Here is a 13,066-nt window from a genome sequence, read left to right on the forward strand (position 1 = left end):
TCAGCGCACCTCCTCGAGGTAGGAGACGCCGGTCGCGGCGTGCTCGCCGTAGCGCTGCCACTCCTCGCGCAGCACCAGCCGGCCGTCGGGCTCCTGCCGCGGCACGTTGACCGTGTGGCCCGCGATGACCTCGCCGGTGACCAGCACCATCGTGTAGGCCAGCCGGATCGTGCCGTCCGGGCCGCACGTGCCGGTGACCGTGCCGCGGCGCACCTTGCCGCCGGTGAAGTCGGCCCACACCAGGTCGCCGTCCTGGTGGTAGCGCGCCTCGGTGCCGTCGCCGCCGCCCGCCTTGCGGAACCGCCGCCCGTCGTAGTTGATCGTCATTCGTCCACGTCCAGGAGTCCGGTGGGCATTTCCAGGGTCGCGCCGGGCGGTAGCGGGTCGATCCGCTCGGCGTCCAGCTCGACCAGCGCCTGCGCCGCCACGAGCCGGTCGCGGCAGGTGTCGGCGTCGTCGGCCTCGCACACCACGAACGAGTGGCGGGCGATGTAGCCGCCGGGCGGCAACCGCAGGCTCGCGCCGGGGTCGACCATCGGCGCGGCGGTGACCAGGCCGGGCGCCTCGGCGGGCACGGTCACCGACCGCACCACGCAGTCGTGGTCGGGGTAGCCGAAGCGGATGCCCGCCACCGAGCTCCTCGTCGCCGCCACCTCGGGCCGCCGGCCGGTGGCCACGTCGAACAGCACCTCGCCGGGGTCGATGCCGGTGGCGGTCTTGCCGAGGAACGGGATCAGGTCGCCGCCGAGCCTGCCGTTGATCTCGATGATGACCGGGCCGCGGTCGGTCAGCCGCACCTCGGCGTGCGTGATGCCGTCCTCCACGCCGAGCACGCGGTGCGCCCGCGCGAGCGTGTCCATCAGCTCCCCGTCGCGCAGCAGCGGGTCGTCCGCGTCCACGACGTGGCCGACCTCCTCGAAGTACGGCGGCATGCCGGTCTGCTTGCGGGCCAGGAACAGCGGCTGGTACTCGCCCTTGTGCAGCGCGCCGTCCACGCTGATCTCCGGGCCGTCGGCGTAGCCCTCCACGATCGCGCCGCCGCGGTAGGGCTCGTCGCCGATCAGGCTGGCGTCCGACGCGACCCGGAACGCCGCGTCCAGCTCGCTCTCGTCGGTCGCGAGCACCACGCCCATGCTCGCGCCGAGCGCACGGGGCTTCACCACGACCGGGTAGCCGATGCGCGCGGCGGCGGCACGGGCCTGGTCCACCGTCCCGGTCATCTCGCAGCCCGGCTGCGGCAGGCCGGCGGCGGTGAGCAGGGACCGGGTGTGGTACTTGTCCCGGCAGCCGTCCACACCGGACACGCTCAGCCCCGGAACGCCGAACTCGGCGGCGATGTGCGCCGACGGCATGACGAACGGCTCGTCCCAGCACATCACGCCGACGATCCGCCGCCGTGAGGCGACCTCGCGCGCCGTCCCGGCCAGCAGCTCGTGGTCGAACAGGTTGATCACGGTGATCTCGTCGAAGTACGCCCGCTGCCAGGTCGGCTGGATGTTGTTGACCAGCACGAGGTCCAGCCCGGCGTCCCGCGCCCGGCCCGCGATCGAGCGGACCAGGTACTCGCGGTACAGCTTCAACCCGCTGCCGATCACCAGCACGGCGTCGGTCGTCCGGTGGTCGGCCCCGCCGACGCTACCGTTCATGTCCCTACCTCCTCGGCGATCCGTTCGGCGACGACGGGGGCGGTGCGGAACCCGTCCCCGCCGCTGGCCGCACGGGCCCATGTGGACGGTCCGATGTGGACCAGGCTGCCGCCGCCGGTGGCCGCGTCCACCGCGTAGTGGCACGTCCTGGTCGCGGTGACGGTGTAGCGCTCGTGGCCGTTCAGCACCGACGACAGCGCCAGCCGGTCGGTCCAGTCGTCCCCGTCGTCACCCACCTCCGCCACCTCGCGGCACAGCGCGGCGGAGCTGATCTTCAACTGCGTGCCGTCGCCGGGCGGGAGCAGCCACGCCTGCCCGTCGTCGCCGATGCGGCCGGCGCTCGGCGCGCCGTCCCACCGGTGGGCCAGGTCGGCGGGCGGCCGCAGGTACACGCTGGTCTGCCGGTGCAGCACGGTCGGCACGTCCACCAGGTCGCGCGACCACGGCCCGGCGGCGACCAGGAGCACGTCGCCGCGCACGGTCGACCCGTCGGCCACCTCGACCGAGGCAGCCTCGGCGTCGACCCCCCGCACCGCGCACCCCGACCGCAGCTCGACCCGGGGCTGCTCGCGCAACCACCCCACCGCGGCGTCGAGCACGCGGTCCGCCAGCAGCGCACCGGCGTCGGCTTCCAGCAACCCGACGGACCCGGTGGGGAAGCGCAGGTGCGGGTGCTTCTCCGGCTCCACCACCGACACCGGCACACCCGCCTCCCGCGCCACGTCCAGCGCCGCGTCCACCGCGTCGGCGGGCCACCCGGTGACCACGCCGACGCGCCGGTAGAACCGCGTGCCCAGCAGCGCCTCCAGCTCCAGCCAGCGGCGGTGCAGCACCGCCGAGGCGCGGGTGGCGGCCACGTCGCCCGGGTCGAGCGCCCGGATGGCGCGGTGCTCGTCGTGGGACGTGGCGGCCGGGTTGGGCACGGGCCCGGAGTCGAGCACCGTGACCCGCGCCCCGGCCCGGGCGCACCGGACCGCGGTGAGCAGCCCGGTCACGCCCGCGCCCACGACCACCACGTGCCGGGTCACGTCACACCACCCCGGCCGACAGCCTCGGCAGCGCCCGGGGCGTGATCTCGGTCGTCGACGGCACGGCCGGGATGCCCGTGTCCGGCAACGCCTCGGCCGCCAGGTCCACCAGGATCGGCGCGGCGCAGCGCAGGAACACGTCCAGCTCGTGCCAGAAGTCGCCCGCGTCGGCCTCGGCGACCTCCCACCGCGACAACCGGCCCAGCTGCTCGGCCACCAGCTCCGCCGCGCGGCTGAGGCTGAAGTGGCGCAGCTCGTAGGCCGCCGCGAAGCGCGCCACCACCCGTGCCGCGACCGACCGGGACCGGTCCGACACCGGCAGCGGCCCCCGGCCGACCCACCGCCGCGCCTTGTCCACCACCGCGTTCCACGGCTCGACGAGCCGGGTGCGGGTGATGGTCTCCAACCCGTCCTGGGTGAAGTTGGTGCGCTGGTGCTCCGGGCTGGTCGTGGCCAGGTGGAACCGGATCAGGTCGCGAGGCACCCGCCCGGCCAGGTCCCGGCCCTGCACCACGTGGCCCCGGCTGGTGGAGAACTTCTCGTTCTCCAGCTCGTAGAACTCGTTGGTGACGAACCGGTGCGGCAGCGCGTAGCGGTCGCCGTGCGCCATCAGCATGGCCAGGCCCGCGATGGCGAACGGGAACGTGTTGTCGAACCCGAGGAAGTACACCACCTCGGAGCCCGCGCCCGCCTTCCACAGCTCGTCCTCCGCGCCGAGCGACACGCCCCGCGCCTCGGCCGCCAGCGCGGCGCAGTGCATGCTCCACGCCTGCGTCTCGGCGTTCGGGTTGATCACCTGCCCCGGCGTCTCGGCGAACGGGGCCGGGATGCCCCACGAGACCGGGTGCGTGATCGGGAAGTCGGGCAGCGGCCGGGACAGCAGCTCCTCGACCAGCTGCGCCATGTGCGGGCGCATCGAGTCGGCGTGCCGGGCGAAGTGCTCCCGCAGCCGCGGCCGGAACTCCTCCAGCGGCAGCACGAGCACGTCGGCCTCGCGCAGCTCCACCGGCTCGTCCGGTCGCAGGGTGGCCCGCGGGTTGACCAGGTCGCCCGGCGCCACCGGGTGGCCGCAGCTCTCGCACAGCCCGGCGCACCCGTCGGCCAGGCACAGCGGGCACCCGCCGCGCACGTACCCGTCCACCAGGAAGTCGCCCGTGCGGGACAGGTACGGCAGCTTCACCGTCCGCAGTCGCAGGCGCCCGGTGGCGTGCAGCTGCTCCATGAAGCCCTCGACCCACTTGGTGAACCGGCTGTCGAACCCGGTGAACCCGTCGACGTCGACGCCCACCGCCGCCAGGGTCGCCTCGATGTCGGCGGCCGAGCGCTCGGCCAGCTCGCGCGGGCCGAGGCCGAGCCGGTGCGCCGTGGTCACGACGTAGGTGGGCGTGTCCTGCGCGCCCGTGCCGAACACCGCGTCGCGGCCCACCGCGCGGGCGTAGCGGGTGTGCACGTCGGCGGCGAGGAACGGGCCGGCCAGGTGGCCGAGGTGGAGGTCGCCGTTGGCCGTGGGCGCGGGCGACACCACCACCACGCGGCCGGTCACCGCTGTTCCTGCTTCTCGTGGGCCCCCTCGTGGCGGGCCACGAAGGCCGCGGACATGTCGGTGTCCCACCAGATCGCGTAGTACTCGAAGTCCGCGTCGTGCTCGTTGAGCACCTGGTGGGTCGAGCCCGGGATCAGGTGCGCGATGTCGCCCTCGACCAGCTCCTGCCGCTGGTCCTCGACGACGAGCGTGGCGCGGCCCTTCATCGCGATGAAGATCTCGTACTCGTGGTGCGAGTGCGCGGTGGACACGTCACCCGGCCGCACCACGCACCACGCGCCCTCGAACGGCGCGTTGAGCACGTCCCACGGCAGCAGCCGCTCGGAGTCCAGGCCGTAGGCGCGGGTCAGGTTCTCCCGGTCCAGCCTGCGGATCTCGATCATGCGCCCGCCACCTCCACCGCGCGCCGGTCGAGCAGGTCGCCGACGATGTCGCCGGACCGGTGCGCGAGCACGCTGATCAGCGAGTCGGCGATGCCGTGCGTCTCCTCGTTGACGCCCTGGAGGTACAGCGCGCCCCAGGCGGACTCGCCCAGGTCGACCCGGTAGCGGCGGCTGACCGCGACGTCCTCGACGCCCGTGCGGGCGACCAGGTCGCGCACCAGCTTCGGCATCCGCGGCTCGTAGCCGGTGCCGAGCAGCACGACGTCGCAGTGCAGCGGCTCGACCTTGCCGCTCTTGCGGTCGCGCACGTCCAGGACCACCTCGTCGTGCTCGACCCTCGCCCGCACGACCTCCGTCATCGAGCGGACGGTCGAGCGCGGCTTGCCCAGCATCTTCTGCTGGTAGAGCATCGAGTACGTCTCGTCCAGGAACGGCGGCGCGAGACCCGCGTAGTTGGTCAGGTGCACCTCGTCGAGGATCTGGGCGCGCACTTCCGGCGTGCAGTCGTAGAACTCGTCCACGAACGACGGGAAGAACAGCTCGTTGACGAACTTGCTGGTCTGGTAGTTCTGGAAGCCGATCGAGCGCAGCACGATCGTCGGCTCGCACCGGGGCAGGTCGTGGTGCAGCGCCATGAACATCTCGGCCGCGCTCTGCGCCCCGCCGATCACCACGGCCCGCAGCGGCTTGTCGGCGTCGAGCTGGGCGACCCGCGTGCAGTACTGGGTGCTGTGGATGACCCGGTCCGCGGGCAGCTCGCCGAACACCTCCGGCACGCGCGGGTCGCGGCCGATGCCGACGACGAGGTCCCGCGAACGCACGGTGTCGCCGTTCGCCAGCGTCACGACCCAGCCGCGGATCGACCCGTCGTCGCCGCGCCACGGGTCGATGCGCTCGCCGCGCGCGCCGTAGCGGACTCCCACCTGCTCAAGGGAGTTCGCGACCCACTGCATGTACTCCGACAGCTCCCACCGGTACGGGTTGAACGTGCTCAGGTTGACGAACTCGTCCAACCGGCCGGTGGTGTGCAGGAAGTTCAGGAAGGAGAACCGGCTGCGTGGGTTGCGCAGGGTCACCAGGTCCTTGAGGAACGACACCTGGCTGCGCGCCCACGGCAGCAGCAGGTTGCGCTGCCACTTGATGTCCGGGTGCTGCTCGAGCAGCAGCGTGTTCTCGGCGAGGCCGGGCACCCCCGACTCCTCGATGGCCGCCGCGAGGGCAAGGTTCGCCGGGCCGGCGCCGATCGCCAGCACGTCCACCTCTTGGTCTGTCACATCCCACCCCGATCTTCGTGTTCGGCCGAAACTGTGCGCGTGGCAGTGCCGGCTGCGCACCGGTGCGCGGCCTGATTTGGTGGTTCGTCGGTTCCCAGTGGGGAAGAATTAATGTCCCGGTTCGCGGGAAGACCATTCCCGCGAACTCCCGGATGAATTCCGTCAAGCGTCCGGCACGACTACAGTCAAGCCGACGGGACGGTTGATCGGTAGTGCCGGCCGGCCGTGACAATCAATTCCTGGCGGGCCGGGCGGCGCACCGCGTGACCGGTGCCGCGCAGGTCGAGCGCGAAGGCGCGGGCCAGCGGGTCGAGCCGGTACGCGCCCGGCCGGCCCGCACCGCGCAGCAAGCCCGCGTCGGCCAGCTCGTACACCGGCTCGTCGTCGGTGAACGCGCCGAGCACCACGGGTTCGTCCACGGGCTGGTGCGCGACCTGGTGCAGCACCGCCTTGGCCGCTTCGCCGAGGCCGAGGTAGGTGGACTGGTAGGAGTCCCGCACCGACAGGTCGCCGACGCGCAGCCAGTCCAGCAGCGCGCCCGGCTCGGCCAGCCGCGCGAGCACCCGGCTCACCGGGACGTCCGGCCTGGCCGCGAGCCTGCGCGCGGCGATGTCCAGCGCCAGCGGCAGGTCACCGCACAGCCGGGCCAGCCGGTCGCAGTCCTGCGGCTCGGCCGCGACCGGGTCCGGCACGGCGCCCGACAGCATGGCGATGGCTTCCACCCGCGGCGGCACGGCCAGCCGCAGCCTGCGCACGTCGCGCAGGCCGAGCAGCGGCGTCCGGCCGACGATGATCGTGCGGCTGTGCGGGCTCTCCACCAGCAGCGGGCGGACCTGCCGCTCGTCGCGGACGTTGTCCAGCAGCACGACGAGCCTGCGCTCGGCGATCAGCGACCGGTACAGGCCCGCCTGCTGGTCGACGGTGTCGGGCAGGTGCTCGACGGGCACGCCGAGCGCGCGCAGGAACCCGTCCAGCACGGTCCGCGCGCCGCGCTCGCCCGGCTCCAGCGGACCGAGGTCGACGTAGAGCTGGCCGTCCACCGCGGCGGCGGCCAGGTGGTGGGCGTGGTGCAGCGCCAGCTCGGTCTTGCCGACGCCCGCCGGCCCGCTGACCACGACCGGGGTGGCCGGGTCGGCGGTGAGCAGGCGCAGCTCCCCGGCCCGTCCGACGAAGCCGCGCGGCCTCATCGGCAGCTGCGCCGGGCGCGGGAAGCACGAGCGCGCGACCACCGGTTCCGACCGGCCCGCCGGGCCGCCCGCCTCCGGGTCGAGCCCGCTGGACACCTCCAGCCACCGCCGCCGCCACTGCTCCCGGTCGCCGCCGCAGGCCGCCACGAACGCCAGCGTCACCTGCAACGTCGGCATCCGGTGGCCGCTGGCCGCGCTGGACAGCACCGACGAGGAGTACAGGGCCGCCCGGCCCATGTCCCGGTACGTGGGGTTGCCCGCCCGAGCGCGCAGTCGTCTCAATTCGCTCGCGAAAGTCGCGACCGCGCCGGACGAGCCGTCGACAGGTTTTTCCGGTCTACCCATCCCCAGCGGATCCCTTTCTCTCCATGTGCGCGCCCAGCATGAATAAGGGGCCGTCTTCCCGCTACCGCCGATCGGAGGACCATAGGATTTGAATATGACGACAACCCGAGGGTCCGTAACGTTTGCCGCGGCAGGTATTTGTGACCCAACGTCGCGACACGTGCGCGGCGCGTTGCGCCCGCATTATCGGCGGCTGGAAAAATGCCCGGAAAAGAGTCTTGCGCCGAACGCCGACCGGCCCGGCAGGTCGTCGCCTGCCGGGCCGGTCGTCCGTGCGAGGGGGTGGTCACACGGTGGTCTTGCCCTCCCTCATGCCCACCATGGCGAACCAGCCGCCGACGAGCCCGAGCACGCCGCACAGCAGCCACACGCCGTTGCCGAACGCGCCCCAGGCCAGCACGCCGAGCGTGGGCCCGAGCGCCGAGCCGAGGCCGAAGGTGGCCTGGTGGGTGCCGACGTACCGGCCGCGCACCGCGGCGGGGAACTTCGCCGGGTGGGCGAACATCGTCGGCCCGCTGATCATCACGCCGAGCACGAACACCGCCGTGCTGAGCACGATCACGACCGCGTGCGAGCCGAGCCCGTACCCGGCCGCGCCCAGGCCCATCACCGCCGTGCCGACGGCTCCCGCCGCCCACGGCACCCAGTTCTTCACGTACGAGGTGATCTTCAGCTCGGACACGACCAGGATGATCGACGCCGTGGTCAGCACGATGCTGTAGAGCGCCGCCGGGTGACCCTCGCTGGTGATCTTCAACGGCAGCGCGACCACGTACTGCACGTAGATGAGCGTGCCGAGAAGCACCGAGGCGAGGAACGCCAGGTACCGGCCGTCACGCAGCATCACCGCGTACGCCGAGCGCTTCTGCTCGCCCGACTCGGTCTCGTCCTCGTCGTCGCGCGGCGCCTCGGTGGCGGGCAGCGTCAGCCGCGCCACGACCGCGTAGGCCAGCGCCGACACCGCGTCGAAGTAGAACAGCAGGTCCCAGTCGAGCAGGATCAGGCCGGCCGCGATGAGCGGCGCCAGGGCCGCGCCGCCGTTGAGCGCGATGCGCATCATGGAGAACGCCATGACCCGGTGCTCGGCCGGCATCAGCTCGCTGAGCAGCACGGCCGCCGCGGGCCGGTAGCACTGGGTGGCCAGGCCCGCCGCGCCGATGGCGACCAGCAGCCCGCCGAACAGGCCCGGCGTGCTCAGCGTCGGCATGACCGCCAGCACCGCCGCCGACGCCGTCATGGCGCCGACGATCGTGGCGCGCGGCCCGAGCCGGTGCACCAGCTCCCCGCCGAGCAGCGTGCCGAGCACCGCGCCCGCGCTGTAGCACGTGAGCGCGACACCGGCCTGGCCGATGGAGAACTGGCGCACCGTCAGGTACAGCACCAGGAACGTCTGCGCGAACGCGCCCAACTGGTTGATCAGCACGCCACCGAGCAGGTAGCGGACCGGCTTGGGCGTGGCGCGGACGCTCGCGAAGACGCCGCCCGGTGCACCCGCTTCCTTCGTGGTCACTGCGATTCCCCGTCCGTCGCCGTTCGAATTGACGCCTCGTCATCCGCCGGGACGCCAAGGCGGCGTCCCGACGGGCCCAGTCCACCCGAGTCGGCCGTTGTCCGACAGGGTTGATCTGAGCTGGCGATCAATCGCGGTCAGCGCGCGAACACACCGTTGACGGCGCCGAAGTCCAGCGCGCCGTCGAGCTCGGTGTAGGTGCCCTTGGTCAGGGCCTCCTCGGTGGCGCGGTGCGCGACGGAGTACGCGGCCTGGGTGACCGCGGTGCCGAGGCTGACCCGCCGGACGCCGACGGCCTCGAACTCGGCGACGGTGGGCGCGCCGGGGCCCGCCATCACGTTGACCGGCAGCGGCGAGGTCTCGACCAGCGCCTTCAGCACGTCCAGGTCGACCAGGCCGGGCACGAACAGCACGTCGGCGCCCGCCTCGGCGTAGACCGCGGCCCGCGCCAGCACGTCGTCCAGCCGGCCCTCGGGCTCGCCGACCTGGAAGAGGAACACGTCGGTGCGGATGTTGACCACCAGCTCGGGCAGCCCGGCCCGCTGCGCCGCCTCCCGGGCCGCGCGCAGCCGCGCGGCCTGCTCCTCGGCGGTGAACAGCGGCACCCCGAAACCCTTGGAGTCCTCGATGTTCACGCCGACGGCGCCCGCGCCGATCACGGCCTCGACGGTGGCCGCGACGTCCTCGGGGGCGTGGCCGTAGCCGCCCTCGACGTCGGCGGTGACGGGCACGTCCACGGCGGCGGCGATCAGGCGCACCTGCTCGACCATCTCGTCGCGCGACAGGCTCTGCCCGTCGGGGCGCCCGAGCGCCCACGACACCCCGCCGCTGGTCGTGGCGACCGCCTTCGCGCCCGCGCGGGCGATCATCGCGGCGCTGCCCGCGTCCCAGGCGTTGGGGAGCACGAGCACCCCGTCCGCGTGGAGGCCGCGCAGTAAGTCCGCCTTGGGCTTGTTGCTGTGCATGGAGATGTCACCTTTCCGATGACCCGCGACTGTGCGGGGCGGCGCATCGTAACAGCGCCGGGTGACCGTTCCGGTCCGGTTCGCGGCCCTGTAACGGGATGGGGCCCGCGACCGACAGTGCCGGGTGGGCGCACGCCCGTGATCCGGACGTCCGAGACGGGGGCTGTGGTGAGCAGCGGGAACTACGCACAGCCGGGGGACGGCCGCGACCCGTCCACGTCCGGTAGGACCCGGAGGACGCGTCGATCGACCCGACCTGCGGCGACCGCGGCTGACCGACGAGCACGGCGGGCGGCCGGTTTCCCGCGGCAACAGGGCGAACCCGCGCCGGTCCCGTGCACACTCACCACCTCGCGCTGCGCCCGCCGGTGGTCGCCGACCTCGCGGCCGACCGGCGCCGACGCGCTCGGCGTCACCGGGTGGCGTCGTCGCGGGACAGGCGCAGCCAGCCGAGCAGCAGGGCGCCGGCGGCCCAGCAGAGCAGCGTCACCACCGAGGACGTCCACGTCATCCCCGGCACCTGGCCGATCAGCAGGAACGCCGCGCCCGAGCCCGGCAGCAGGTGGGCGATCGCCGCCAACCACTCGTTGCCGAAGTTCGGCAGCACCAGCGGCAGCACGAGCATCAGCAGGAACACCGCGACGAGCGTGCCCGCGGTGTTGCGCAGCACGAAACCCAGCCCCAGCGCGAACGCCGACCCGGCGGCGAAGACGAGCGCGACGTCGGGCAGCACGTCCAGGCCGCCCGCCATGCTCAACAACGGCCGTGCCGTCACGAACGACGCGACCGTGGCCGCCGACGCCAGCAGCACGCCGAGCACCGTGGCCACCACCACCGCCACCGCCGCGCGGGACAGGAACAGCACCGCGCGCCGAGGCGTCCACTGCAAGCTCGGCACGATCCCGCCGGTCGCGTAGTCCGACGTCACGGCGCTCAGCGCGAGCGCCAGCAGGGCGAACTGGCCGGGCAACGCGGTCACGGCCGCCGCCGCCCAGGCCGACCGCCCCGGCGTCGGATCGGGGGACGCCGCGGCCTCCAGACCCGCGATGGTGGCGATGCCGACCATCGTCACGGCTCCCGCGGCCAGGAACCACCACGTCGCCTTCACCGTCCACAGCCGCGTCCACTCCGCGGCGCACGCGCGGGCGAACACCCGTCCGACCCGCACCTCCCGGACCGTCATCGCGCACCCTCCCCCGCGAGCTCGTGGCCCCGGTACTCGACGCTGCCGCCGGTCAGCTCCAGGTACGCGTCCTCCAGCGACTGGCGCACCTCGGAGAGGTGTTGCAGCGGGACGTCCAACGCGTGGGCGAGCGCGCCGACGTCCTCGGCGGTGCCGCCCTCGACCCTCAGCTCACCCGCGTCGACGCGCTCCACCTCGAACCCGCGTTCCCGCAGCCCGGTGACCAGGGCGTCCGGCCGGGGGCTGCGCACGCGCACCTGGACGTGCCCCAGACCGCTCATGATCCGCTCCGTCGTGGTGTCGGCGATCAGCCTGCCGCGGCCGATGACGACCAGCCGGTCGGCGATCTGCTCCATCTCGCCCAGCAGGTGGCTGGAGATCAGCACGGTGCGGCCCTCGTCGGCGAGGTGGCGCAGCAGGCCGCGGATCCAGCGCACGCCGTCGAGGTCGAGCCCGTTGATCGGCTCGTCGAACACCAGCACGCCGGGGTCGCCGATCAGGGCCGCCGCGATGCCGAGGCGCTGCCGCATGCCGAGCGAGTAGCCCTTGATCCGCCGACGCGCGGCGCGGCCGAGCCCGACCCGCTCGATCACCTCCTCCACCCGGCGGCGGGGGATGCCGTTCGCCCGCGCGGCCACGCGCAGGTGGCCGCGCCCGGTGCGGCCGGGGTGCGCCGCGCCGGGGTCCAGCAGCGCCCCGACCTCGCGCAGCGGTTCGGCGAACGTCGCGTACGGTCGCCCGTTCACCAGCGCCGTGCCCGACGTGGGCCGGTCCAGGCCGAGCACCACCCGCATGGTGGTGGACTTGCCCGCGCCGTTCGGCCCGAGGAACCCGGTGACCTTGCCGGGTTCGACGGTGAAGCTCAGCTCGTCGACCGCGAGCACGTCGCCGTAGCGCCTGGTCAGCCCGCGCACCTCGATCACGGGCCCACCCCGTCGCCGTCCGGCGTGCCGGGGGCGCTGTCGTCGTCCACCCACTCGAGCAGGTCGCCGGGCTGGCACTCGAGCACCCGGCACATGGCTTCCAGGGTGCTGAACCGCACCGCCTTCGCCCGGCCGTTCTTCAGCACCGCCACGTTCGACGGCGTGAGCCCGACTCGCTCGGCGAACTCGCCGACGCTCATCTTGCGCTTGGCCAGCTCGACGTCGATGCGCACGATGATCGGCATCAGATCACCGATTCCATGTCGGTGCGCAGCGTGGTGGCCTGGCGCAGCAGCGCGCGCATGACCACCATCAGCAGGCCCACCACGGTGATGCCGATCGACAGCAGGAACATCACCAGCGGCACGCCGGGGTCGTCGGCGTTGAACCCGACGACCAGGAACACGACCTGGTAGACCACCCAGCCGGCGGCGATGGCCCACACGATCGCGTCCACCCACTTCAGGGACGCCTCGCTGAAGATGCGGTCCTTCTTGACCAGGGTCAGCAGCTTCCAGATCGCCACGATCACCACCTGCACGCACAGCACCCAGAACACCGTCACGGCGGTCAGCGGCCACCGCAGGTGGGCCAGGTCCGGCGACTCCTGGGCCATGTGCCGGAACTGCCCCGGCAGCGACATGACCTGGAACAGCAGGAGGACGCCGAACATCAGCACGAGGAACACCCGGAGCGCGGCTACCGCTCGATGCGTTGTGACCATGCATCGAGTCTCACGTGTTACCTATCGAAAGTCAATCGGTAGCTGTCGTTTCACAACATCTCCACACTCCGGTTACCCCGCCGAGACCTTCACCTCCACCTGAAGACCGAGCCCGTGCGGACGCCCGGCACCACAACCTCGGTCGGACCGTCCGATGTGGACATGAGCCCCGCGGACGTCCGCTGATCGAACGGGACCGCGGCCGACTCGGTGCACGGAGTCCGTGGTCGTGCTGCGACGACCACCAATTCTGTCCTTTTTGGACACTGGGCGACGCCGGACCCGGACCAGCGCCCGTTCCACCACCACCCCCTTGATCGCGGGCCACCCAGGGCGTGACGGGGGTGAAACCGGC

Annotated in this window: 13 protein-coding genes; all 13 read right to left on the reverse strand. The window is 72.9% G+C overall.

The genetic code is table 11. The annotated features are described in order from the left end of the window. Nucleotides 1-327, reverse strand: a complete 327-nt coding sequence (locus ACIQMJ_RS18890) for an avidin-fold protein (protein ID WP_233827272.1) — start codon at nucleotides 325-327, stop codon at nucleotides 1-3. Beyond that, nucleotides 324-1,646, reverse strand: coding sequence for an ATP-grasp domain-containing protein (locus ACIQMJ_RS18895; protein ID WP_499762260.1), 1,323 nt, complete (start codon nucleotides 1,644-1,646; stop codon nucleotides 324-326). The genes ACIQMJ_RS18890 and ACIQMJ_RS18895 overlap by 4 nt, the downstream gene beginning before the upstream one ends. Next, nucleotides 1,643-2,674 carry an FAD-dependent oxidoreductase gene (locus ACIQMJ_RS18900; protein ID WP_499762261.1) on the reverse strand — a complete coding sequence of 344 codons (1,032 nt, stop codon included), beginning with the start codon at nucleotides 2,672-2,674 and terminating at the stop codon, nucleotides 1,643-1,645. Before ACIQMJ_RS18900 ends, ACIQMJ_RS18895 begins: the two co-directional genes overlap by 4 nt. A gap of 1 nt (nucleotide 2,675) precedes the next feature. Further along, nucleotides 2,676-4,217 carry a class I tRNA ligase family protein gene (locus ACIQMJ_RS18905; RefSeq protein ID WP_499762262.1) on the reverse strand — a complete coding sequence of 514 codons (1,542 nt, stop codon included), beginning with the start codon at nucleotides 4,215-4,217 and terminating at the stop codon, nucleotides 2,676-2,678. Continuing rightward, entirely contained in the window at nucleotides 4,214-4,600 is a 387-nt protein-coding gene (locus ACIQMJ_RS18910) for a cupin domain-containing protein (RefSeq protein WP_499762263.1), read from the reverse strand. The genes ACIQMJ_RS18905 and ACIQMJ_RS18910 overlap by 4 nt, the downstream gene beginning before the upstream one ends. After that, nucleotides 4,597-5,874: a lysine N(6)-hydroxylase/L-ornithine N(5)-oxygenase family protein gene (locus tag ACIQMJ_RS18915; RefSeq protein WP_499762264.1), complete on the reverse strand. Its 1,278-nt coding sequence runs from the start codon at nucleotides 5,872-5,874 to the stop codon at nucleotides 4,597-4,599. The genes ACIQMJ_RS18910 and ACIQMJ_RS18915 overlap by 4 nt, the downstream gene beginning before the upstream one ends. Nucleotides 5,875-6,059: 185 nt before the next feature. Continuing rightward, nucleotides 6,060-7,343, reverse strand: a complete 1,284-nt coding sequence (locus ACIQMJ_RS18920) for an NB-ARC domain-containing protein (RefSeq protein ID WP_499762265.1) — start codon at nucleotides 7,341-7,343, stop codon at nucleotides 6,060-6,062. Nucleotides 7,344-7,692: 349 nt separating this feature from the next. Next, nucleotides 7,693-8,916 (reverse strand): MFS transporter, encoded by a 1,224-nt coding sequence (locus tag ACIQMJ_RS18925; RefSeq protein WP_499762266.1) that lies wholly within the window; start codon nucleotides 8,914-8,916, stop codon nucleotides 7,693-7,695. Between the two features lie 137 nt (nucleotides 8,917-9,053). Then, nucleotides 9,054-9,881 carry an isocitrate lyase/PEP mutase family protein gene (locus ACIQMJ_RS18930; protein ID WP_499762267.1) on the reverse strand — a complete coding sequence of 276 codons (828 nt, stop codon included), beginning with the start codon at nucleotides 9,879-9,881 and terminating at the stop codon, nucleotides 9,054-9,056. Nucleotides 9,882-10,293: 412 nt separating this feature from the next. Beyond that, nucleotides 10,294-11,064 (reverse strand): hypothetical protein, encoded by a 771-nt coding sequence (locus ACIQMJ_RS18935; protein ID WP_499762268.1) that lies wholly within the window; start codon nucleotides 11,062-11,064, stop codon nucleotides 10,294-10,296. Next, a complete protein-coding gene (locus tag ACIQMJ_RS18940) occupies nucleotides 11,061-11,987 on the reverse strand; it encodes an ABC transporter ATP-binding protein (RefSeq protein WP_499762269.1) in 927 nt (308 codons plus the stop codon). Before ACIQMJ_RS18940 ends, ACIQMJ_RS18935 begins: the two co-directional genes overlap by 4 nt. Further along, nucleotides 11,984-12,232: a helix-turn-helix domain-containing protein gene (locus tag ACIQMJ_RS18945; RefSeq protein WP_499762270.1), complete on the reverse strand. Its 249-nt coding sequence runs from the start codon at nucleotides 12,230-12,232 to the stop codon at nucleotides 11,984-11,986. Before ACIQMJ_RS18945 ends, ACIQMJ_RS18940 begins: the two co-directional genes overlap by 4 nt. Continuing rightward, nucleotides 12,232-12,711 (reverse strand): DUF2975 domain-containing protein, encoded by a 480-nt coding sequence (locus tag ACIQMJ_RS18950; RefSeq protein ID WP_499762271.1) that lies wholly within the window; start codon nucleotides 12,709-12,711, stop codon nucleotides 12,232-12,234. The genes ACIQMJ_RS18945 and ACIQMJ_RS18950 overlap by 1 nt, the downstream gene beginning before the upstream one ends. Nucleotides 12,712-13,066 lie beyond the last annotated feature (355 nt).

The organism is Actinosynnema sp. NPDC091369 (genome assembly GCF_044757065.1).
Lineage (GTDB): Bacteria > Actinomycetota > Actinomycetes > Mycobacteriales > Pseudonocardiaceae > Actinosynnema.